The sequence below is a fragment of the Streptomyces netropsis genome (assembly GCF_014203545.1).
In the GTDB taxonomy this organism is placed as follows: domain Bacteria; phylum Actinomycetota; class Actinomycetes; order Streptomycetales; family Streptomycetaceae; genus Streptomyces; species Streptomyces netropsis.
This window is the reverse complement of sequence record NZ_JACHJG010000002.1, coordinates 786373-807823: the sequence shown is the minus strand read 5'-3', so window position 1 is coordinate 807823 and position 21451 is coordinate 786373. Positions and strand designations below refer to the sequence as shown.

27 protein-coding genes are annotated in these 21451 nt (G+C 69.6%); 7 read left to right on the top strand and 20 right to left on the bottom strand.

Annotation, left to right across the window (positions count from 1 at the left end):
* Positions 1-475 precede the first annotated feature (475 nt).
* The 5 genes from FHS38_RS07830 (at position 476) to FHS38_RS07810 (ending at position 4424) form a co-directional block, all read left to right on the top strand.
* On the top strand, positions 476-904 hold the full coding sequence (locus tag FHS38_RS07830; RefSeq protein WP_184732167.1) for a VOC family protein: 429 nt from the start codon (positions 476-478) through the stop codon (positions 902-904).
* Between the two features lie 133 nt (positions 905-1037).
* Positions 1038-1796 (top strand): TnsA-like heteromeric transposase endonuclease subunit, encoded by a 759-nt coding sequence (locus tag FHS38_RS07825; protein ID WP_221494681.1) that lies wholly within the window; start codon positions 1038-1040, stop codon positions 1794-1796.
* On the top strand, positions 1793-2215 hold the full coding sequence (locus FHS38_RS34820) for a hypothetical protein (RefSeq protein WP_221494680.1): 423 nt from the start codon (positions 1793-1795) through the stop codon (positions 2213-2215). The genes FHS38_RS07825 and FHS38_RS34820 overlap by 4 nt, the downstream gene beginning before the upstream one ends.
* Complete coding sequence (locus tag FHS38_RS36300) at positions 2212-3834, top strand: TnsB C-terminal domain-containing protein (RefSeq protein ID WP_373301850.1); 1623 nt, start codon at positions 2212-2214, stop codon at positions 3832-3834. Before FHS38_RS34820 ends, FHS38_RS36300 begins: the two co-directional genes overlap by 4 nt.
* Before the next feature lie 242 nt (positions 3835-4076).
* Positions 4077-4424, top strand: a complete 348-nt coding sequence (locus tag FHS38_RS07810) for a hypothetical protein (RefSeq protein ID WP_184732163.1) — start codon at positions 4077-4079, stop codon at positions 4422-4424.
* An 80-nt stretch (positions 4425-4504) separates the two neighbouring features.
* Here the strand turns inward: FHS38_RS07810 and FHS38_RS07805 are convergent, their stop codons facing one another.
* The 3 genes from FHS38_RS07805 to FHS38_RS07795 form a co-directional block, all read right to left on the bottom strand.
* On the bottom strand, positions 4505-5296 hold the full coding sequence (locus FHS38_RS07805; RefSeq protein ID WP_184732161.1) for a hypothetical protein: 792 nt from the start codon (positions 5294-5296) through the stop codon (positions 4505-4507).
* A gap of 403 nt (positions 5297-5699) precedes the next feature.
* On the bottom strand, positions 5700-6257 hold the full coding sequence (tpg, locus tag FHS38_RS07800; protein ID WP_184732159.1) for a telomere-protecting terminal protein Tpg: 558 nt from the start codon (positions 6255-6257) through the stop codon (positions 5700-5702).
* Positions 6258-6263: 6 nt separating this feature from the next.
* A complete protein-coding gene (locus FHS38_RS07795; protein WP_184732157.1) occupies positions 6264-7142 on the bottom strand; it encodes a sugar nucleotide-binding protein in 879 nt (292 codons plus the stop codon).
* Positions 7143-7363: 221 nt separating this feature from the next.
* Here FHS38_RS07795 and FHS38_RS07790 point away from each other — a divergent pair, with 221 nt between their 5' ends.
* A complete protein-coding gene (locus FHS38_RS07790) occupies positions 7364-8680 on the top strand; it encodes an NsdA family TPR-like regulatory protein (RefSeq protein ID WP_184732155.1) in 1317 nt (438 codons plus the stop codon).
* 179 nt (positions 8681-8859) lie between these two features.
* On the opposite strand, the gene FHS38_RS07785 is transcribed toward FHS38_RS07790, so the two are convergent.
* From FHS38_RS07785 to FHS38_RS07760, 6 genes are all read right to left on the bottom strand, one after another.
* On the bottom strand, positions 8860-9414 hold the full coding sequence (locus FHS38_RS07785; protein WP_221494678.1) for a DUF6233 domain-containing protein: 555 nt from the start codon (positions 9412-9414) through the stop codon (positions 8860-8862).
* A gap of 77 nt (positions 9415-9491) precedes the next feature.
* Positions 9492-9851, bottom strand: a complete 360-nt coding sequence (locus FHS38_RS07780; RefSeq protein WP_184732151.1) for a DUF8825 domain-containing protein — start codon at positions 9849-9851, stop codon at positions 9492-9494.
* Between the two features lie 38 nt (positions 9852-9889).
* Positions 9890-10540, bottom strand: a complete 651-nt coding sequence (locus FHS38_RS07775) for a hypothetical protein (RefSeq protein ID WP_184732149.1) — start codon at positions 10538-10540, stop codon at positions 9890-9892.
* Positions 10537-11583 (bottom strand): TniB family NTP-binding protein, encoded by a 1047-nt coding sequence (locus tag FHS38_RS07770; RefSeq protein ID WP_229822763.1) that lies wholly within the window; start codon positions 11581-11583, stop codon positions 10537-10539. Before FHS38_RS07770 ends, FHS38_RS07775 begins: the two co-directional genes overlap by 4 nt.
* Positions 11580-13529 (bottom strand): Mu transposase C-terminal domain-containing protein, encoded by a 1950-nt coding sequence (locus FHS38_RS07765; RefSeq protein ID WP_506417200.1) that lies wholly within the window; start codon positions 13527-13529, stop codon positions 11580-11582. Before FHS38_RS07765 ends, FHS38_RS07770 begins: the two co-directional genes overlap by 4 nt.
* Before the next feature lie 110 nt (positions 13530-13639).
* Complete coding sequence (locus tag FHS38_RS07760; protein WP_184732143.1) at positions 13640-14392, bottom strand: TnsA-like heteromeric transposase endonuclease subunit; 753 nt, start codon at positions 14390-14392, stop codon at positions 13640-13642.
* 203 nt (positions 14393-14595) lie between these two features.
* Between FHS38_RS07760 and FHS38_RS07755 the strand changes: the two genes are divergently transcribed.
* Positions 14596-15246 (top strand): LysE family translocator, encoded by a 651-nt coding sequence (locus FHS38_RS07755; protein ID WP_184732141.1) that lies wholly within the window; start codon positions 14596-14598, stop codon positions 15244-15246.
* A gap of 39 nt (positions 15247-15285) precedes the next feature.
* Here FHS38_RS07755 and FHS38_RS07750 read toward each other — a convergent pair whose 3' ends face one another.
* The 11 genes from FHS38_RS07750 to FHS38_RS07700 all read right to left on the bottom strand — a co-directional run bounded on the left by FHS38_RS07750 (position 15286) and on the right by FHS38_RS07700 (position 21401).
* Entirely contained in the window at positions 15286-16338 is a 1053-nt protein-coding gene (locus FHS38_RS07750) for a questin oxidase family protein (protein ID WP_184732139.1), read from the bottom strand.
* 91 nt (positions 16339-16429) lie between these two features.
* Positions 16430-16705 (bottom strand): gas vesicle protein K, encoded by a 276-nt coding sequence (locus tag FHS38_RS07745; protein WP_184732137.1) that lies wholly within the window; start codon positions 16703-16705, stop codon positions 16430-16432.
* Entirely contained in the window at positions 16702-16914 is a 213-nt protein-coding gene (locus FHS38_RS07740) for a gas vesicle protein (protein WP_184732135.1), read from the bottom strand. The genes FHS38_RS07745 and FHS38_RS07740 overlap by 4 nt, the downstream gene beginning before the upstream one ends.
* Positions 16911-17726 (bottom strand): GvpL/GvpF family gas vesicle protein, encoded by an 816-nt coding sequence (locus FHS38_RS07735; protein WP_184732133.1) that lies wholly within the window; start codon positions 17724-17726, stop codon positions 16911-16913. Before FHS38_RS07735 ends, FHS38_RS07740 begins: the two co-directional genes overlap by 4 nt.
* Positions 17723-18067, bottom strand: a complete 345-nt coding sequence (locus tag FHS38_RS07730) for a gas vesicle protein (RefSeq protein WP_184732131.1) — start codon at positions 18065-18067, stop codon at positions 17723-17725. The genes FHS38_RS07735 and FHS38_RS07730 overlap by 4 nt, the downstream gene beginning before the upstream one ends.
* Positions 18064-19095: an SRPBCC family protein gene (locus FHS38_RS07725; protein WP_184732129.1), complete on the bottom strand. Its 1032-nt coding sequence runs from the start codon at positions 19093-19095 to the stop codon at positions 18064-18066. Before FHS38_RS07725 ends, FHS38_RS07730 begins: the two co-directional genes overlap by 4 nt.
* A complete protein-coding gene (locus FHS38_RS07720; protein ID WP_184732127.1) occupies positions 19088-19609 on the bottom strand; it encodes a DNA primase in 522 nt (173 codons plus the stop codon). Before FHS38_RS07720 ends, FHS38_RS07725 begins: the two co-directional genes overlap by 8 nt.
* Positions 19606-19842: a gas vesicle protein GvpG gene (locus FHS38_RS07715; protein WP_130880468.1), complete on the bottom strand. Its 237-nt coding sequence runs from the start codon at positions 19840-19842 to the stop codon at positions 19606-19608. Before FHS38_RS07715 ends, FHS38_RS07720 begins: the two co-directional genes overlap by 4 nt.
* A gap of 6 nt (positions 19843-19848) precedes the next feature.
* The gene (locus FHS38_RS07710; RefSeq protein WP_184732125.1) at positions 19849-20565 is read right to left on the bottom strand and encodes a GvpL/GvpF family gas vesicle protein; all 717 of its coding nucleotides are present in this window, start codon (positions 20563-20565) and stop codon (positions 19849-19851) included.
* A complete protein-coding gene (locus tag FHS38_RS07705; protein ID WP_184732123.1) occupies positions 20562-20993 on the bottom strand; it encodes a gas vesicle structural protein GvpA in 432 nt (143 codons plus the stop codon). Before FHS38_RS07705 ends, FHS38_RS07710 begins: the two co-directional genes overlap by 4 nt.
* Before the next feature lie 75 nt (positions 20994-21068).
* Positions 21069-21401, bottom strand: a complete 333-nt coding sequence (locus FHS38_RS07700) for a gas vesicle protein GvpO (protein ID WP_184732121.1) — start codon at positions 21399-21401, stop codon at positions 21069-21071.
* Positions 21402-21451 lie beyond the last annotated feature (50 nt).

The window sequence follows — 21451 nt, the reverse complement described above, 5'->3', positions numbered from 1 at the left end:
AGGGGGTTGAGGGCGTCGTAGAGAGCCTTGTCGAGCTCTGTCTGCTCTTCGGGAGTGATCTCAAATGAGGCCATGCGACAACTTTAGTTCACAACCGCCGAGTCGTAAACCTTGGTTGTCGGGCGTGATCGGCCGGTCCGCGCTTCCATGGTCTGGATAAGGACCTTGCGCCAGCCGCTTGATCACGACTCGATACACGGCCTAGCGATCGGCTGAGCGGCAGAGGGACCGGTCAAGGTTCGGTGAGATCAGTCAAGGTTCAGTGAGACGGGACATTACGGGTGCGATGGCTAAGAACGACTTCAACTGTCCCGTCTCTGTCGATCTGGTCCCTGTCTCAGGTGATCTGGTCTGGTTCGCTCGTCGTCTCAGGTGATCTGGCCCGTTGACGCTGCTCATGTCACGCGAGACCTCACGCCGCACGCCGTGGAAACCCGGGATTTCGGTGAACGGCAGGCGCCAATATGGTGTGCCGATGACGTCGATCAAGAAGTTCCAAGTCACCTTCGACTGCGCAGAACCCGAGCGCCTCGCTCGTTTCTGGTGCGAGGTGTTGGGGTACGTCGTACCGCCGCCGCCGGAGGGGTTTGCCACTTGGGATGACTTCAAGGTCTCGCAGCCACCTGAGCAGCGGGATTCTTGGTTCGCCTGCATTGATCCCTCAGGTGTGGGCCCGCGGCTGTACTTCCAGCGCGTCCCCGAGGGGAAGGCCGTTAAGAACCGGGTGCATCTTGATGTGCGGGTCGGCACCGGACTCGTGGGTGAAGAGCGCCTCGCCGCACTTGAGGCCGAATGCGCACGACTGGTCCCGCTCGGCGCGGTACACGTGCAAACGCTGTACGACGGCAACGATGCGTGCATCCCGATGCTGGACATTGAGGGCAACGAGTTCTGTATCGACTGAGGGCCGTGCACGTGTCCCCGTAGGAGAGGACCGGGTGGTCGCTCGATGGGGTGACGCCTTCTGTGTCCGGGCATGGCGTCACGCCGGGTGGCCGACGCTCACAGCGAGGGGCATGGGCGTCGGGGAGGTGGCCGTGAGCGAGCCTGCGGAGGCGGGATCCGGCTGGGAGTACGCGTCGGAGGTACAGGTGGGGTTCGTCGGTGTCGACGGGGTGGGGCAGCTTGGGTCGCTGGTCCGCTACTGGGACGAGCCTTTCGAGCGTGCCTCCCCGGCCCGGAAGTTCATCGCGTTCAAGGGGCAGAAGAACTTTACGGGTGACTACTGGGCGGCGACCTCGCGTGACCTGGTGGGTTACGAGTCGTGGGTGGAGCGGGATGCCGCGATGGCCCTGGACTTCGATCCTGCCGTCGTCGCTCTGGCGTCCCAGCCGTTCCGTGTGCTCTGGGTGGATGGCGACCGGGATCGTGAACACACCCCGGACTACTTCGCCAGGTTGTCCGACGGCACCGGGGTGGTGGTCGATGTCTGGCCCGCCAGCCTCGTCGATGAGGAGGCTGCCGAGGTCTTCGCGTTCACCGCGCGGGTCTGCGCGACGGTGGGGTGGCAGTTCCGGCTGGTCGGGGACTTGGATCAGCCGTTCCGGGCGAATTTGCGCTGGCTGGCGCGCTACCGCCATCCGCGCTGCCACCGGGCGTCGGTGGCGGAGGTGCTGAGGGAGGTGTTCGCCGAACCGCAGTTGCTGTTTGCAGGGGCCGATCGGGTCGGAGACCGGATGGGGGTGCTCCCGGTGCTCTATCACCTGCTCTGGCGGCACGAACTGACTGCGGACCTGGTCTCGAGGCCACTCGGTGGCGGGACGATCGTCGGTCTGGCGGCGAGGGGGCGGTTATGAGGTCGGCGCGTCCGGGACGGCTGCGGCTCGGTGACCGGGTGATGTTCGAGAAACGTACGTACACGGTCGTCGGGCTGACCGGGCTGCGGGTTCGCCTGGCCGATATCCACGGCGCGGGCATGCTCATCGATCAGGTCCATCTCCAGGCGGCCGAGGACTTCGCTGTCCTGGGCGCCGGCGAGCGGGCTGCTCTGGGCTCGGCCGCGTTGCTGGACCACCTGCCTGAGAAGGTCGCGGAGCGGGCGCTGTGGTGGCAGCACCACTTGATCGAGATCCTGACGGGTCTGCCGCCGGATGCTCCGGCGGGGGCGGGCCCCGGCCCGAATACGACCCGGCCTGCCGGTCGCTGGCTGAGCGCGAGCGGGCGAAGGCGGCGGAACTGGCCGCGCTGGGTGAGGAGATCAGCGCGCGGACGGTGAAGCGAAAGCGGCAGCGCTACGAGGCCAGCGGTGTCGCCGCGGTGGTGGACCACCGTCTTGCCCCGCACGCTTCGCTGCTGGGCCGGGCTGATCCTCGCGTGGCGGCGGCGATGCGTCAGGCCATCGCGGAGAGTGTTCCGGCGTCCACCCGCACGATCGAGTACGCACGCTGGCGGACCGGGCGGATCCTGGCCGCCGAGCACGGCGAGGGCCTGGTGGAGATGCCGTCTCGGGCCACGTTCTACCGGCTCTTCGGGAAGCTGTCCGGCGGTGTCCACGTGACCGGGTCGGCTCGCACCCGGCGGTCCCTGGCCGACCAGCCGGAGGGGCCGTTCCGTTATGAGCAGGTCGCGGCGCCGGGCGAGCTGATGCAGATCGACGAGGGGGTGCCCGGCAGGGTTGAGCTCTGCGGCCTGGTCGATGTCGCGACCCGCACCATCGTCGCGGCGGTCGTGCGGCCCACCACCAAGTCGGTGGACGCCTCGCTGCTGCTGGCCCGTGCTCTGACCCCGGAACCGGTGCGGCCTGGCTGGTCGGACGCACTGAAAATGTCCCGGTCGGTTCTGCCGCATCGCAGGCTGCTGTCGCTGGACGAGCGCCTGGAGCACGCAGCGGCCCGGCCGGTGATCATCCCCGAGACCATCGTCTGCGACCGGGGCAAGGCGTTCATCTCGGAGAACTTCCGCGCCGCCTGCCGAACTCTGGAGATCATCTTCCAGCCTTGCCACCCCCGGTCACCCGCGGAGAAGCCCCACATCGAGCGGACGGAGGTAGCGCTGCACCGTCTTGCGGGACACGCCCAGCCGCGCCGCGAGGGACTTGGTGGAGCCCTTCTCCCGCGTGCGAAGGAATTTCATCTGGGCTCGCGGCGATTTCGGCGCGGGCCGGGTGAACAGGGCCCGCTCCGCACGGGCGAAGCCCTCCATGATCTTGGCGCGCGTCCTGGCCGCCTTCTTGGCCTTCCCTTCCTCAGTCATACGAACACCCCATCGGACCGGGCCTGTGGACAGAGACCGACGACGGCGGGGCGCTCCCGGCCGGTCTCCACCCCTGCGGGTGACGCGCTCTGGTGGGCGCCGGTGCCGGGCCGCTACGTTCCCCTGGCCTTGATGATCGAGGGGGAGGGCCAAGGGATGAGCGAGCGCGGCGCGTTACGGGGTCTGCGGGTCTTGATGTGGGTGGTCATCGCGATCGAGGTGCCGGTGTACCTGGTCTGGCTGGTCCAGGTCGGCTACCTGACCGGGCAGGAGCTGTCCCGCGGCGACGTCGCGCGGTGGGCGCCGCCCGTGCTGCTGCCGCCGGCGGCCGTCCTGTTCTGCGTGATGACGGGCTGGACGTGGTGGCTGAGCGTGGTGGCCGGCACCCGGTCGTCGCTGCGGGAGCGGTGGATCGTCGCCTCGCTGGTGTTCGTCGCCGCCTTCTCGGTGTTCTGCGGGGTGGCCTCGGTCGACAACCCGTCGGTGTCGGTGGGCCTGCTGAGCGCCGCCGTGACCGGGCTCGGCATGATCGGGCTGTTCTTCATCCCGGCCGCCGCCTCCAGCCAGTTGCCCGACGTCATCCGCCGGCGCTCCCGCCGAACGGCGACCGCGCCCGGCGAGGCGAACCCGAACCCCCAGTAGCCCGGCCGCCCGATTGCCCGGGGCGCCGCGCGGCAGGCATGCTGCGCGTTCCGGAGGAGAAGGGGAGAGCGTGTCCGAACACGACGATGCGAGCGCGGCGAAAGCGGCGCTCAGGACGGCCGTGGAGCAGCTGAGCGGCGACGGGCCGCGACGGCAGCGAGGCCGCCCGGGAGGCCGTCCAGGCGCTTGCTGACGGCTCTGGGAAGGCATGGACGCCCGAGCAGGAGACGCAGATCAGGGCCATGGTGGAGCAGATCCGCAAGCTGCGGGATCTGAACCGGCGGCCGGGCGGGAGCTGGTGGCGTCGGCGCCGGGAGTGGAGGGCCCGGGAGCGGCTGGTCGACATGATGGAGGCCGGCGGTCCGGAGCTGCTGAACGAGGCGGAACTGCGCACCTGGAAGAGCCACGCGATGGTGGAGCTGTTCCTGAAGTTCATGGACACCGCGATGAAGCAGGACGACATGGGGGAGACCCTCGCCCGGATCGAGGCGCTGAACGCCGTGACGTACGAGGACTACCAGCAGGCCAAGAATGGCTGCGTAGGTCGTAACCAAGAAGGCCTGTTGGCGACTTCCGAGAGCGCTTGGTGATCACTGCGGCAGCAACACATGGGGTGGCGTGGAGGCCTCCGGCAGCACTGTGGGGGCATGTCGGAGCCAGTCGAGCCGGGTCAACGCGGCGGCGGAACGGCGGCGGGCGCGGGGTGCGTGGCCAGAGTGTCGTGACGGTCCCGCAGCGGCGTGTAGAGCTGGGCGCCAACCAAATGAATCAAGGCAGTCTGGAACATCAGTACGCAGACGAAGCCAGTGATGCCCACGACGAGGGCGCCGAGGAACCTGAGGTCCTCTCCGACACCCCCGAAGCCATCGTCGGCCGCACTGACCACCCAGTCGGCGGGCACGAGGAACCCCATCAACATGTCCGCGCCGAACCCGATCAGGGCCGCGAACGCCATGGCCACGAACACCTGCCACCACACCCCCTTGACCAGTTTCGACGCACGGCGCAGGGCCCGGAACATTCCGACCTCTTCGTGTGCCGTAACCGAGGGGGCAAGTGAGTACAGGACCCACGGCCAGGCCACCAGCGGGGCTAGGGGGCTTACCAGCAGGGGGAACAGGAACGCGGTCAGCAGGTACGCGCCGACCGTGCCGGGTATCCGGGGCAGGCTCGCCCTCAGGAGCCTCCGTACGGTAACCCGTGTTCCTCGCTCGTCCTGCTCGGCCAAGGTAGCTGCCAGGGAGCCCACCACGCCCTGGAGCAGGTAGAGGGACAGGAGGACGGGAATGCCCGCGCTAAGGAAGATGTCCCACGCCTCCAGAGTCTCACCCTCCTCCGAGGCAAACCCGCCCACGAGCGCGTAGATACACAACCCGGCGGCGATGGGCACCGTCAGCACCACCAGCTCCGCCAACAGCAGGGCCACCAGCAGGGGACGCCAGGTCCTGCCCAGGATTCCCAAGGCGCCACCCAGGAGGGCACCGGGATTGGGAAGTGGTGGCGGAACCGCCCCCGGGTGGTGCCACGATCCTGACATCGCCTACCCCCAAGCCTGCGCCGTGCAGACGATCGTAGGCACAGCGTGGTACGGAGGACAGCGCTCCGGCGGGGCCGACGGGAAGGAACCATTCGCACATCAGTCAGCAGGACGCAAACACCGACGCGCTTCCAGAACTCCACAACACGCTTTCTCCCGTCGCCGGACTGCTCTCTGCGCTGACCAACAAACGCTGTTTGCTCTCGGCGACAAAGCCACCAAGAAGGCGCTCGCCGAAGAGAAGGCCGCCGCCGGCTGACCCGGCGGCGACATATGGAAGGGGCCCCGAACCGCGCGCGGTTCGGGGCCCCTTGTCATGGGCGGGTGATCACAGCTCGATGTCGAGCCGCTCCACGTCGGTGAACTCCACGCCCAGGCCGTGCGCGCGGCTGTCGTTGGCGCGGAAGTACATCTTCGCGAGGCCGTCGGCGGCGATCTGCCGGAGCTGGTCCTCATTGGCGCCCTGTTCCCGCGCGGTGAACAGCTGGTCGGCAAAGGTGGGCGGCAGAGCCTGGGTGATGTCGCGGATCCGGGCATCGTCGGTCGTGCCCGAGGCCGCGGTGAACCCGAATCGGGCGCGGGTGGAGACGACGATGCCGCCAGTGGTCGCGGCCTTCTTCTTCGCCTTCGCCCTCACCTGGGGCTGCCACCTCTTCTTGACCTCGCGCTCCAGGCGGGCGCGCAGCTCCTGCCGGGGCCGCTTGAGCTTGCCCGTCATGTACCGCTCCACGGTGCGCTGGGAGATCCCGAGCGCCAGGGCGGCGGCCTTGGTGCCCTTGAGCTGCTTGACCAGGTACTTCATCTGCGCCTGAGCGGACTGCGGGATGCGGCGGGTGAACGCCCCCTCCAGCGCGCGGTCCAGGCTGTCCCCGAGCGAATCGACCATGACCTGCTACTCCCCTTCTCCGGCGCTCTGGTCGGTCTTGATGAGGTTGGAGATGTTGAAGACACCGCCGCGCTCCTCGAACTGCTGCTCCGCCCACAGGACGGTCTGGGTGCCCTGGTGCTTGACCATCCCGGGCGAGACCCCGAGCCGAAACGTGCCGGGCGCCGGCTTGCCCTCGGGCGTGTGCGGCAGGACGTCCAGCGGGGACGGGCCGGGCGAGGGGGAGACGATCGCGTCGGTGCCGATGGAGGTCGGGTACAGGTCGGCGGCGGCCGCCGTCTTCATCAGCTTGCGGTGCAGGCCTACGCGCTGGTTCGCCAGCACGGCGGCCCGGATGTCGGGGCGCCACGTCTCCCGGCTGAGCGCCGGGTACTCCTCGTAGTACGGCACCTGGCCCCGGCTGCGCTGGCGCAGCTTGCCGATGCCGCCCTTCGCCGTCGCCTTGATCGCGGTCTCCAGCAGCGCCATCGTCGGGTCGAGCTGCTTGCGCCGCGCCATCGCGGCGTTCAGCGGGTTCGGGAGGCTGTCAGGCCGGTAGGGCGCCGCCTTCCCGTCGAATACGTAGTCGCTGGAGATGTGCAGGAGCCGTGCCCCACACCGACTCGCGCCCTCCGCGATCAGCCGGGCCGCGTCGACGTTCCTGTCACGGGCCTGAGCCGGGGTACCCGCCCACACCTCGGGCCGGCGCTCGCCCACGCAGTTGACAACGGCATCCGGCCGGACCCGGCCAAGCAGGTCCTCGATGTCGTCGGCCGACGTGGCGTCGACCCTGACCAGCCCGCCGGCGGTCCGGCTGAAGCCGGTACCCGTCACGGTCATGTCGCCGAAGGCGCGCACCACGCTGCGGCCGAGCAGCCCGGAAGCGCCGAAGATCACCGCTTGCATCACTCACCTCCACGAAGCTCTGCGAGGTGAGACAGCCAACCGGAGGCGGATCCGTGATCGCGAGAGGCCTCCGCGGTGTACGAGGTGCACGCACCAACTCGGTTTATCTACACCCGGATTGACGCCGGTGTACGTACACCAAGCCCCTTTCGTCCCCTCTCCTGCCGGCACCCCGAGCGGTGGTACCTTCCGGCCAGGACCCCGCCGGACTTGGAGTGCCCATGGAGCCAGCCGCGCTCGACGCACCGCCGGCCACCGTGCTCGCCGCCCTCTTACAGCAACTGAGGATGCGGCCGGAGCAGCTCATCGCCCGCATCAACGAACGGCGGGCCCGCCGCGGCTGCTCTCCCCTCAACCTGAAGGCGGCCTACCCCTGGCTACGCGAGGCCCCCTCTCACCCGCAGCCTGACAACCAGGCAGACGCCCTGGCCGTGCTCACCGCCAGGGCCGGACGGTGCATCACCGCGTCCGACATCGGATGGGACCAACCTCGTCCCCGGACTCGTCACCGTCACCTTGACGCGCCCGGCGACGCACCCCTGGAGGCTCTGCTCCACGAGATCAGCCAAGGAGACATCATGGACCGCCGGAACCTCCTCATGCTCACCGGATCCGCGGCCACTGCGCCCGCCCTCGCACTGCTGCTCGGCCCCATCGCGGAGGCCACCGCCGCACCGTCCACCACGCGTCTGAACGAGCGACTGGTCAGCTCGATCGAGAACGCCGTTCGGGACCTCCGGGAGATGGACGACTCCACCGGGAGCGCCAGCGGCGACCTCACCTGGGGCCTCGGCATCTGGCAGAGCACGTCCCGGGTCGTGGCACAGGCCCGCAGCCACGGGTCTCTCGCCGACCGGCTCCATACCGCCTACATCGAGCTCAGCGAACAGGTCGGCTGGATGCTCTTCGACGCCCGCCGCCACCCTCAGGCCCAACGCGTCTACCACACGGGAATGCGACTGGCCCGCGAGGCCGGAACGTCGCTGACCAGCCGCCACGCAACCGCCAACCTTGTTGCCTCCGCCGCGTATCAGGCCGCATGGCTGGGCCACCACAACGACTCCGCAGCACTGCTCGACATCGCCGCGCGAACGCCAGAGCTCCCGTCCGCCGTGGCCGCAGTGATCGCCGACCGACGCGTCTACGCCGCAGGGCAGCGACACGACCCTGACGCGATCCTCCGCTCCCGCGACGAAGCACTGCTCCACCTCGGCTCTCCCGACCAGCGCACGCCATGGTGGGCGACCTGGCTCACGAAGGACTCCGTGGACGCCGCCACCGGCCGGGCCTGGCTCGCCTGCGACCAGCCATCACGCGCCGTGCCCTTCCTGCGCCGCCGCGTCGAGACAGCTGCGCCCGACTACCCGCGCGACCACCTCTACGCCGTGCTCGACCTGGCCGACACCCTCCACCAGTGCGGCGACGGCGACCAGGCACGGCAATTCCTCGACCAGGCCGAAGGGCTCATCGACACCGTCAGCTCTCAGCGCATGGTCTATCGGTTCGAAGCCCTGTCGTCGGCCGTCGCCAGCGTGTGACAGCCGGATTCGACACCGGCACCGCAGCACCCGGCACGCGCTCCGGGGGGCAGGTCAGACGCAACGCCCCGCCCCCCCCCACTCCGCGACGTCCACCAGCCTCCGGCGCCTCCCCGGACGCGGCCGCCAGGGCACCAAACCCAGCACCGGATGACCAAGATCGGCCTGGACGCCGAAGCTCACCTAGGACGCGGTCGGCCCCCGAGCCGGTCGGCCCCGCACACTCCGCACGCCACGGCCCCGGGCTGGCGCAACGCCTCGACGGCCTGCGCAGTGGTCAGCTCCGCCGGTCCCCGCGAGGCGGTGAAGCAGCTGCTGTGGTGGACGATGGTGCGCCGTGGGCCGGTCTGGGTGTAGGCGTAGCGCGGGTGGTCGATCTTCCAGCGGTCGGTGCCGTCCCCACGGACCTGCGGCCAGTCGGCGTCCCCGCTCTTGCCGGGCCCGGTCCCCGGCTCCGCCGGGGGCGGCGTGGTCGGCTTGCGTCCGCTCCGGGATCGGGCGATCGCCGCAGGATGGCGCCGGACCGGGACGCCCTCGTAGGAGGTGTCGGGGACGGGGGCGACGTGGGTGGCCGGTACGGAGAAGGTGATGTCGGCGGGCTCGGCGACGTCCTGGCCGTGGACGTTGGCGTGGGCCCACAGGGTGAGGGAGACCTCGTAGAACCACTGGCCGTCGGGTGCCTGCCACCTGCGCAGCAGGCGCCCGATGATCTCTTGGCCGTCGTAGGTGCGCACCCAGATCTGAGGTGTCGGAGTTCGCTCCGGTACCTGCCCGTCGCCCGCCCCGGCGCGCCCGTTCACCGTTGTCCCTGTTACGCGGCCGCCCGGTCGCCGGCGGCTTTCTCGTGGGCGTGCTTGAGCGCCATCCGCGCCTCGACGACCGATCCCTTCTCCACCGTCTCCCAGAAGGGGTCGGTGGAGATGAGGACGGACAGCTCCCGGGCGCGGCCGCGCAGTGTGTCGACTGTCTGCTGCTCTTCGTCGGTCCAGCCGGGGCTGTCGGGGCATTCGGTGCGGTACCAGCGGTGGGGCTCGTTCCAGCCCGGCAGCGGGACGACGGACCAGGGCAGCCGGTCGGTGAGCGCGGCGAGCTCTGCGGTCACCTGGTGGAGCTCGATCTGGGCCGCGCGCAGGGCGGGTGTCCTGTGACAACGCAGGTTGAGCAGTGCCATCGAAGTTTGAGTGGTTCAGGTCACTTCCCCTGGTGGCTTTATCCGCGAGTGAACTGGACCAGAGGCGGGTGCTCGGGCCGGTTGCGCGTGAGATGCCATTCACGGGAGTAGACCATGAGGGCATTGAGACGGAGAACGATGTCGTGTTCGTCGATCAGCCGCACCCAGATCTGCCTTGGTGTGAGCCCTTCCGTGAGCATGGGGTCGATGATCGGCTTGAGTGGTTTCAAGCGCAGGGGAACTTGGCGGACCAACCTGTCCGGAGGTGGGTCAGAGGCGTCAAGAGCTCTTCGGACGGTTCGCCGGGAGACTTGGTGTCGTTGTGCCAGGACTCGAACGGTCAGGCCGCGGCTGCCGGCGTCACGGCGGATCCGGAAGTACAAACGCTGCTGTGCGTGTTCCTCAACGCTTTGTCCCTCGACGGGTTTGATGTCCATGAACGGTGTACTGACCGGCAGCAAGGTCCGTTCAAGGACGTTTTCAGGGATGCCGGAGAAGAGGGCGAGCCTGTCGATCTTGGGGGCGCCGACCCAGAGAGGGGGGCCGTGGACCAGGTCGTGGAGGTAGCTCGGCTTGAGGTGGTTGGCCCGTGCCAGACGGCAGATGAAGTCGTCGGGCCGTTCCCCAGGACGGGGCCGGACCCGGATGGGGAGAGGGGTGATCCTTCGCTCGGAGAGTTGTTGGTTCACCGCGGCCTCGCAGTTGTCGTCGCGGTCGCCTGGCTTTCGGCGCTGTAGTCCAACGGGACGGCGCCGAGGCTCCGCTTTGTGATCTTCTCGGTGCCGCTCAGGATGGCGTCGATGGCTGCCCCGCGGATCTGGTGAGACAGCGTGCCGATCATGCCGCCGGTCCGGTCGTGGAGGTATCTGTCGAGGACGGCGAGTGTCCCGGGTTTGTGATCGTGCAGCAGGAGCGTCCGTTCCAGGGCTGCCACCAGCCCTTTCCACTCGGCTCCGTAGGGGAAGGGGTGAGTGGGAATGAGAGTGAACCGGCTGGCGATCTGAGCACCGCGTGTGCCGGTCAGCAGGTTGCTCCGTTCGATATCGATCCCGGCATAAACGAAAGTGGCGGGGATGCGCTCGGAGAAATACTTGAGGGTGTCGGCGACTTCGGCCCCGTGCCGGGTGGTCAAGGAGATGTTGTGGAGTTCGTCGACGATGACGAGACCTGTGCGGGCGTCGGTGCAGACCCCGACGACAGCCTCGATGATGTCGGTGATGTTGAGCCCTCTGCGGACGGGCAGACCGAGGAACCGGCCGAACTCCGCCGCGACCATGCGGGCGGTGGCTGCGGGTGGGACAGTGATGTAGACGACGGGGATGCGCTCGGCCCGGTGGGGGTGACGGGCCCGGTCCAGCAGCTCGTGGGAGCGTCCGAGCTGGGTGACGGCGATGGTCTTGCCCGTGCCGGCGGGACCGGAGACGATCAGCCCCCGGCGTGCGCTGACGGCATGGCGATTGAGTAGGACCAGGCGCCGGCCGCTGGTCACGGTGTGACGGACGGTGGACGTGGCGACGACCAGAAGCCGGGCATGGTGATCCAGACGTTCTTCGTCCGCAGCCTCCTGCTCGGCAGGGGATAGTTCGGCGTACTCATGCGCTGGCCGAAGTGTTGGAGTATCCGGTTCCGCTGTGACGAAGGCCCGCCAGCCTTCCAGCGTGGTCAAGTGCTGGCCTGCCTCTGCCTCGGCGTCTTCGAGGAAACTGCCGGGTATGGCAGCGGGATTGGTCACGTGCGTCTCCACGGATCTTCGAACGGGTCAAACAGACCCAGCGGGATCACCTCGGCCAGTGGCTCGGTGTCCTCGCCGGGCGCTTCCCTGCGGGCGGGCGTTGGTTTGGCCGCGGCGGCGGGGCTACCGGGGCCGGTGGCGCGGGTCCGGGCGGCGACCCGCTTGTCCCGGGTTGTTCGCTTCGGTTTCGCCAGCCGGTCGGGGCCCGCGTGGGCTTTGGCCAGAAGGGCGGCGGCCGCGTCGGCGATCTCCGCCTCGGTGGCCTCAGGCAGGCCCTGGGCTGCGTGGTCCCAGGCCAGTTCGCCGAAGGGGACGGGAACCCGGTGCGGGTGTTTCCAGGTGGCCTCGATCCAGCCGCTGCCCGCGTGATGATCACGGACCCAGATCCGGGAGACGTCGTAGGGATCGTGGTGGACCGCCCACAGCCCCTTCTTCTCCTTGACCCCGGAGGGCTGGCGCCGTAGCCCGGCCAGGTCCGGGCTGTCGTAGGTGCGGCGTTTGATCTTGATGCCGTAGTCATTGACCGCCCGCCAGAGTGAGGGCAACAGTTCGATGTAGTCGTCGCCGGTGAGCGCGACCGGGACGTATCCGCAGGCTTCGACGAGCGCGGCGTACTTCTCGGTCGGAGTGAACGACCTGCTGGGAGCGGCCGGGTCGCGCAGTCCGTCGTGCGGGCGGTTCTGCCACTTGGTGACGATCCACTCGTCCAGGAGTTCCTGCAGTTCCAGCAGGGACCACAGGGGCTGCTTGTCGAGATGCCTGCCGCGGTGATCAGTCGTGTTGCCAGTGAAGCCGGGCAGGAACTGGGTGAACAGAGTGCCCACGGAGGCGAGCGTCTTCTCGATCGTGCCCTTCTCGAAGGGCGAGCCCTTGTGCGCGGGCTGGAGATCGATCTGGAGGAAACGGCAGGACGCCACGAAGTTGCGGGACATGAACGCCTTGCCGTGGTCACAGACGATCATCTCGGGGACGATCACCGGCCGGGCGGCGGCATGTTCAAGGCGCTCGTCGAGGGGCAGCAGCCGCCGGTGCGGCAGCACCGAGCGGGACATCCGCAGGGCATCGACCCAGCCCGGCCGCATCAGTTCCGGGGTCACTGTGCGGGCCAGCAGCACGCTGGCGTCGACCGCTTTCGTCGTGGGCCGCAGCACCGCCGCGGTCACAGTCCTGGTCGCGACGTCAACCATGCCGGTCAGCTCAACGGTGCCGGCCACTCCGTCGTCCAGGCGGACCAGCACGTCCAGCGGGGTGGAGTCGATCTGCATCACCTCGCCCGGCGCGAACGCGGGCAGCTCACCGAACGGCACGGTCGCCCCATGCGCCCGTGACCTGCGGGTTTTTGCCGATCCGGTGGTGTGGGTGCCGGTGGTGAGCTTGCCCAGCAGCCGGTAGAGCGTGCGGCGTGAGGGCAGTTTCGCCTCTCGGCCGTCCTCGCTGGCCTTGAGGATCTGCTCGGTCCGCCAGAGCAGGAAGGTGCCAGTGCGGGTCGAGGCGTCGGTAGCCTCGCTGATCGCCTGGCGCATCGCGTCCACAACCGCGTCGTCCACCGTGCCGTACTTCGGTGTCTTGCGGACCGGCCGGTGATCGGCCAGCCCCATCACCCCGTTCTTCTCGTAACGGCGCCGGTAGTTCGCGACCGTGCCCGCGGTCACCTTGTGCCCCGCTGTGGTGAGCTCGACAGCCTTCGCACGTTCCCGCGCGGTCAGCGAGCGCGACGGGTCATACTGCGGCTTCGGCTCCGTGCCCGCATCCGCGTCCGGCGGCAGGCCGCCCAGGACCTCCAGGATGCGGCCCTCCCACCACAGGGCCTTCTCCAATGCGGCCTGTGGAAGAGTCTCCAGCAGGGACACCGGCGGCAGCGGCATCCGGCCCGAGCTGTCCACGACCTCGAAGTCGTCGTCGGCGAACAGGACAGCCGGAAGAACAGCCCGCGGTGTGCCGCCCATGTCCGACAGCGTGACCGACCGGCCCGAGACCGCCAGGACCAAGCGGACCTGCCCGGCGAACCGGACTCGTTCCCCGACAGCCAGGCCCTCCGGCCGCCCCAGCCGCCCCATCACCGCCCCCTTGCCGTGTGGACCATGGAGTCGGATCCCAGCAGCCGCGAGGCCACGTCCGTCACCAGGACGCCGGACCACAGCAGATGGAACAGCACCGGCAACACCATCAGCGGGTCCCCCGCCCCCGCGGCCCCAAGCCGCAACGGTCGCGGCTCGCTGAAGGCCTCCACCAGCCGATCGGCGACGTCCTGGCGCAGGCATCGCCGTCTGCGGTAGCGCGACAACCACCGCATGTTCGCCATCAGCACCGGATCCGGAACCCCGGCCCGGACGAACTCCCAGTCCACCGCCCGACAGGCCCGCTCCGTCGACGCGAACGCCTCCGCCGCCGCCTCATCGACACGATCAGCGGCCCGGACATCGACCACCCGCCCTCGCCCGTCCATAAGGCGCACGAAGTAGTCGGGGGCGTGCCGACGCCGGCGCTGGCCGTCATGCCAGTGCAGCCAGAACGGCTGCGACCCGACCCCCGTCACCTGCAGATCAGCGTCCAGGAGGATCAACCGGTCCCGCTCCAGCCACGATTCGTAGCCGATGTGCTCGCCCGTCGTCGCGCAGAAGTACCAGCCCGCGAAGCTCTTCCCTCCCTTGGGCCGGCGGAACGGACGCACAGGCGCAGCCCGCTCGAAACTGACATCCCAGCAGGCCGCAAGCGACCGCCGAACCTGTACGCCATCCTCGAAGAACCCCAGGTCAAAAGCCCCAAGATCCAGATCTGCATACGCATCCGCGAGCTGTCCCACCACCACCCCTCACCAGCACCCCGTACCGATCAAACATCGGTGGCACGAACTTACTGATGATCAGTCTTCGGTGGCAAAGGTCAAACTTCGATGGCACAGGACACCGGCGGCCTCGAACCCGTGCGTCCGCACGGGAAGCATTTCAATCGATCAAACGTTCCCTCCCCCGTGTCGGCCTTATTTGACATTCACATACTGAGGAGACGTGCATGGTCAGCATCAGCGCGGTAGTGGGCATCGCGGTCGTGGCGTTCGGGATGGTGATCACCCCCGGGCCCAACATGATCTATCTGGTGTCCCGTTCGGTGTCACAGGGATACCGGGCGGGGCTGATCTCCCTCGCCGGTGTCGGGGTGGGTTTCCTCATCTATCTGATGGCGGCGACCGCGGGCATCGCGGCGGTGTTCTCGCTCGTCCCGGAGATCTATCTGGCATTGAAACTGGCCGGTGCGGCGTATCTGCTCTGGCTTGCCTGGAAGGCCGTGCGGCCGGGCGGGTCGTCCGTCTTCTCGCCCCGGGAGCTGGAGGCCGACCGGCCCCGCAAGCTGTTCGGCATGGGGCTGCTGACCTGCCTGCTCAACCCGAAGATCGCCATCCTGTACGTCTCGCTGCTGCCGCAGTTCGTCGAGCCGGAGAAGGGTCATGTGGCGGCACAGAGCCTGGTGCTGGGCCTCACCCAGATCGTCGTGGGCGTCGTCATGAACGGTGTCTTCGTGGTGACCGCGGGTTCCGTCGCCTCGTTCTTCTCCGGGCGCCCGCTGTGGGCCAGGATCCACCGCTATGCGATGGGCACCGCGCTGGCCGCCTTCGCGGTGCGGATCGCCGCCGACCGCTCGCGCGCCGTGGTCGCCGCGCCCTGACGGTCGGTTCCGGGGGCGGGCGGCCACCCCGACGTGCTGTCAGTCGTCCTTCTCGATCAGCCGGATGGCCTTCAGTGCGGCAGACAGGGCGCGGCTGTCACCGTCCTCACTGGTGGCGGCCACGTCCAGGGCCGTGTCCACGAACTTGATCGCGTGCGCGTCGCCGCTCAGGGCGGCCTCCTCGAAGACCTCCTCGGGGGTCATCGAGGAGGCGTCGGGGGACGCCGGCTGCGGGGCGTCCGCGGCGTAGACGGCGGTGATGGCCGCGCTCGCCGCCCACGCCACGGCGAACGACCGGCCCCACAGCTCGTGCGGCAGCACGGGCAGGACGCGCAGTACCGCGCTCGGCGCCGTCGTGGCGTGGACCAGCATGACCGGGTCGCCGTGGCCGTACGCGCCGTAGTGGAGGGTGGTCGCCCGCACGAGCGCGGTGAGTTCGTCGCGAATGGCTTCCGGGGCCGTGGGGACGTGCAGCGATTCGGCGGTCCGCAGCCAGCCCGGGGTGCCGGGCAGCAGCTGGTACCGCTCCACCGGGGGCCCGCTCGGATCGGTGGCCCGGGGAAGGGCCGCGAGGGCCTCGGCCGGCGTGGCTCCGCCCGAGGGGCGTACGGACACCGGCAGGAGCGTGTGCCGGGCCGCCCAGTATCCGAGGGCGTGGGCCAGTTCCGCGACGCGCGGCGCGTCCTCGCCCTCCACCAGGAGGGTGCGCACGGCATGGCCCACTCGGATGACGGGGTGGGCCGCGGCACCGGCGATGCCGGGCAGCAGCCGCGGCCACCATTCGATCAGCACCTCCCGCCAGGGACGCACGGCCACCTGGCGGGAGAAGTACGCGATCCAGTCGGTGACCCGGCGCGGATCGCCCAGCGCCTCGTGCCATGTGCCGTCGGAGATACGGGCCCGCGGGCTCGGGACGTCCTCCAGCCTGGCCTCGTACGCGTCGAGCCAGCGGTGGACGGTGCCGGCCTGGCCCCGGCGGGCCAGGGCCTCCACAGCCATCGGCCCGTGGTTGCTCAGGTACCCCCGGTACTCCGGACCACGGGCGTGCAGTCGTTCCAAGGCTTCGTCGAGTGTCCCGTTCGCTGTGTCCATGGCCCGAGGCTAGATCGGCGGCCGTCCCGGCCGTAACGGGCTCGGGCCCTACACCGGTGGTCGTACGCCGCGATCGGGCGGCGGGCCCGGGTCAGTCCCGGGGCAGGAGCGGCCCCAGGGGGCCGAGGTCGATGTTCAGGTCCTCGGGCCGGAGCCCGAACCTCTCCCGCAGATCCGCCATCCGGTCCTCGAGGAGCATCAGCGTGATGCCGATGCGCTCCTCCTGGTCCGAGGCGAGGTCACCGGTCTCCACCCGGCGCAGCGCCTGACGTTCCATCAACTGACGGAGCAGTTCGAGGACGGTGAGGACCAACTGCGCCAGATCGCGCTCCACCGTGTCGGGTCCGAGTTCCACACGCCGGCTCATGCGCCCTCCTCATCGTCGTCGAACACCTCGAACGGCGAGGCGACTTCGGGCCCGATCGAGCTGATCAGCGCGTTCAGGTCGATGCGCACCAGGTCGACGTCCGCGATGCGCAGGGTCAGGTCCCCGGTGAGCACCACCCCGCCCGCCAGCAGCCGGTCGAGCAGATCCACGAGGCTCACCTCACGTTGACCGTGCGGGGCGAGGCTCATCGTCCCTCGCTCCCCTCGCGGGCCGGGTCGCTCACGTCGGCGAACGAATACGGGGCCCAGGGGCCCGTCAGCTCGACGCGGATTCCGGAGCTTCGCGCGCCGATCCGCCGGACCTCTTCGACGAACGCCTCGCTCTGCTCGCGCGGCAGGAGGTAGGCGGCGTTGAGGACGTTGCCGCGTGGCACACCGGGCAGCCGGGCGTCCTGGAGCCGGTGCACCCGGACGTCCTCCGCACACCGGGACAGCTCCTCGTGGAGCCGCCGGGACCCGGTGTCCGCCTCCGACAAGATGCTCGACCGGGCGTTGCGTTGCCGCAGCCGCTGCCGCAGATAGTCCCGGCCCGAGGCTGCCTCCTTCGGACCCGCCGACCCCGCCGACCCCACCGACCCGGTGTCGTCGCGCGGCGTTTCCGGCGCTTCTCGCGCGTAGACCTTGACGCCCCATTCGACGCGCCCGTCCAGGCGCTCCAGACAGCGTGTGAAACGCTCGCGCCCGGAGTCGAGCAGACGCCGCACTCCCCCGTCGTCGTGGCAGACCGTCGCGAGGCGGAGCGGCAGCGGGGAGGTGACCGCGGTGAGGGCTCCGATCACGGCTTCGTGGGCGCGGGCCGTCGAGGTGAGCCAGTCGAGGTCCTCCAGCCGGGCGCGGAGCGGTTCCTCGGAGAAGTCGTCGGCCGGTACGTCGCCGAGGACGGCGAGGAGCCCGTCGTGCGCCAACAGACGAGGGGGCGCCCCGGCGACCCCTGCCAGCCCCTCGGGCAGGGTGCCGTCGAACGGGCGGGTCACGGCGTAGACATAACGCAGCTCGGTCATCCGGATACCTCGCGTTCGGCCGGCCGGTCGGACGACCCCGCCTCCAGGGCCGCGATCCGCTGCTTCAACTGCTCGTTCTCCTCTGCGAGTTCACGCCGCCGGGCGCCGCTCGACAGGGCGGGGTCGGTCTCCCACCAGTCGATCCCCATTTCCTTGGCCTTGTCGACCGAGGCGACGACCAGACGGAGCTTGATGGTGAGCAGTTCGATGTCGAGGAGATTGATACGGATGTCCCCGGCGATGACGACGCCCTTGTCGAGGACGCGTTCGAGGATGTCGGCGAGGTTCGCACTCGCTCCGTCGGGGACGTAGGGATCGGGGAGTCGGCTCGGCATCGTCATCGACGGCTCTTCCGGTCGTGCCTGCCGCGGTCTTCCCCGTCGATGTCCTCCTCGACGTCCTCCTCGATGTCTTCTTCCTCGTCGCCCTGGTCGTCCTCGTACGCGTCGTCGTATTCCGCTTCCTCGACCTCGCCGACCTCGTCGTCACCCGCGTACGCCTCGTCGTCGTCCGCCGGTGTTCCGTCGTCCGCCCGGACGACCTCCCCGTCGCGGATCTCGTCGCGGCGGCCGTCCTCGGCCTCGCCGCGCAGTGCGATGTAGCGTGCGAAGTTCTTGAGGTCGAGCCGCGCACGGCGGCCCTGCGCGCGCCAGATGTTCCCGGTCCGCTCGAAGAGCCCCTTGGGGTGGTACTCGATGACCAGCAGAATCCTGGTGAGGCTTTCGGCGAGCGGATGGAAGGTGACGACGCCCTTGCCCGTGCCCTTCGCGCTGCCCGCCGTCCAGGCGATCCGCTCGTCGGGGATCTGCTCGGTGGTGTGTGCCGTCCAGTGCCGGCGGGACCAGAAGACCTTGAGGTCCCATTCCGAGCCGGTGTCGTCCACGGCCTCGGCGTCCTCGACGCCTTCGGCGAAGACCGGGAAGTCCTGGTACCGGGTCCACTGGTCGTAGGCCTCACGCACCGGCACGCCGACGTCGACGGACTCCATGACGACGGTGGGCTTCCGCCCCCGTGTGCCCTTCCGCCCGCGTGTGCCGGCCTTTCCGAGCCCCTTGGCCACGTCCTTCGCGCCGTCCTTCAGGCGCGCGGCCCCGATCTCCAGCCCGGCCCGCAGGGGACCCTTGCCCTCGGCGAGTTTGCGGCCGCCGTCGAGGGCCAGCCGGGCGAAGCCCGGGCTGCGGCCCTCCGCGATGTCGTTGAGCTTGACGGTGCTCTCGCCGAGCTTGCGGCCGAGGCCCGCCAGTACGCGTTCGGTCTGCGCGAGCGCGTAGTCGCGGAGTTCGGCGGTGAGACGGTCGGCCGTCTCCGCGTCGACGGTGCGCAGCACGCCCTTCCCGGCGCTCTTCGCGACGCTCTCGGTGTCAGTCACGGGACCGGCCTCCCCGCGACGGGGCCGTCCTTCGGGCCGCGGGTTTCTTCTTCGGACGCTGCGGAGCCTGCTTCTTCGCGGCCTGGCGGGCCGGCTTGCGTGCCCGCTGCTCCGCTTCGTCCTCCTCCACCGCGTCTTCCGGAGCGGTGTCCTCTGCCTCGTCCGCCGCCTCCTCGTCGTCGAGGGCCGGGGCGGCGCCGGACATCCGGTCCCGCACGTCGAGGGTGCGCTCGTGCAGCCGGTCCGCGATCGCGTCGATCCGGCGGTTGACGAGGGCCCCGGTGGCGGCCTTGCCCACTCCGCGCAGGTCCTCGCGCAACTGATCACCGAGCTCCTTGAACTGCGGGTTGTCCCGCAGCCGGTCGGTGACGAGCTCCGTCCACGCGCCCGGTCCAAGGTTCAGCCGTTTGCCCATCACCAAGGTTCCGGCGACGAAGGCGAGTTTCGCCTTCTTGGTACGTCCCAACAGATAGCCCGCTCCCACGGCGAGCCCCAGTGCCGTCCTGTTGTTCATGTCGACGGTGTGCCTTTCTCCAGTCTGTCGAGGAGCTCGTCCTCGCGGCGGTCGAACTCGGCCTCGTCGATCTCTCCCGCCTCCAGCCGCTCCTCGAGGAGGGCGAGCTCACGTGTCACGGCCGACGGGTCGTAGTACTGCCGCTCGGCCTCGGCGGCCACCCGCCCGAGCACCCAGAGGGTGCCGCGGACCGGTGCCGCCGGGAGCAGGAACAGTTCGCCCAGCAGGCCCATGGGAGGTCACTCCACGAAGCTGTAGGGCGGGAGCGGATCGCTGAGCCGCACCTCGAGCTGGGGGTTCTCCTTGGTCAGCCGGTCGACGGCGGCGAGGAACCGGGCCGTGTCGGCACGGGCGACCAGGCACGAGACGCTCACCAGCCAGCCGGTGGACGCGGGGCCGCGGCTGACGGCCGCGGCGATGCCCATGAGCGTGTCGTGGACCAGTTCGGCGTCGCGCGTCTCGCGCTGCTGGACGGCGGCCACGATGCGTTCGCCGAGCTGGATCTTCTGCTCGTAGGTGCCGCCTCCCGCGGCCCGGTTGGCCTCGGTCAGGGCCCGCAGCTCGGCGTTGTCGGCGAGCACCTGGTGCAGCACGACGTCTTCGTCGTGCGAGGCCTTCACGTTGTACTCGACCTTGTCGTGGAGGGCCGTGAGCCGCTCCTCGAAGTGCTCCGCGCGGTCGGCCAGCACCGACTTCACCGAGGCGTCGTCGGGCGAGACGCCGCCGAACCGCATCGGCAGTACCGGGCCCCCGGCGGCGGCGTGGGTGAGGACGCGCTGATGGGCCAGCAGGTCCCGGCGCTTGGGCCGGAGATCCTCGGGCGCGTCGCTGACCAGCGCGATGAGCTCCCCCTCGGCCAGGGTGCGGACCGGTCGCGGCGGGTCGCCGACACCGGCGAGCTCCGTGTCGGGGCGGGGGTGCGAGCGGTGGGCGATGCCGTAGACGTAGGTACTCACTCCTGCTCCTCCTTCCTGCGGTTCGAAGCGGTGCGCCGGGTGCGAGGTTTGGCTTCCGACCGGCTCCCGCCCTCGTCACGGGCCTGCTGGAAGGCGTCCGAGACGGTCTGGGCGGCGCCCGACAGCGCGCCCTTGGTCTTGCCGCGGGCCCCGGACTCGGTCATGTCGCCCACGATCTCCGGCAGCCCCGGGCTGCGGTTCGGGCCGGCTTCCAGGTCGAGTCGGTTGCACGCCTCGGCGAACCGCAGATAGGTGTCGACGCTCGCGACGACGACCCGTATGTCGATCTTCAGGATCTCGATGCCGACGAGCGAGACCCGCACGAAGGCGTCGATCACGAGACCTCGGTCGAGGACGAGTTCCAGGACGTCGTAGAGTCCACTGGTACCGCCGCCACCGCGGCCTTGCTGTGCCGGAACAACCGTCATGTCGTCCGGTCCTCCTTTGGCTGGTCGGTGTGCGCGGGACGGGCGTGACGTCCTGCGGCTGATGGGACCAAGCCGCTAGGAGGGGTCCGCTTTCCCGCGCTCGTAGCGCCGGACGCGCTGGTACGTGGTGAGCTCGCCGTCCGGCCCGAGCATGACTTCGTAGGTCGCGAGCAGGCTCATCGTGTCGGGGACCCGGGCGAGTTCGAGGACCTCGACCCGGACGACCCAGCCGTCCTCCACGCGTTCGAAGGAGGAGACCGACTCCGGCTGTGTGTCGGTGAGTTCGGCGAACTGTGCCCGGGCGAGCCGCAGGATTTCCACGGCGGACGGCGGGCGCCCCCGTTCCGGGCTCCGCTTCTTCCCCGCGCCGTTCCCCGAAGCGTCGGAGCCCTGCGCTGTGTTCGTCATATCGGCCTCGCCCACCGCGTTACCCGTCGGGGAGTGCCCAAACATGGCGT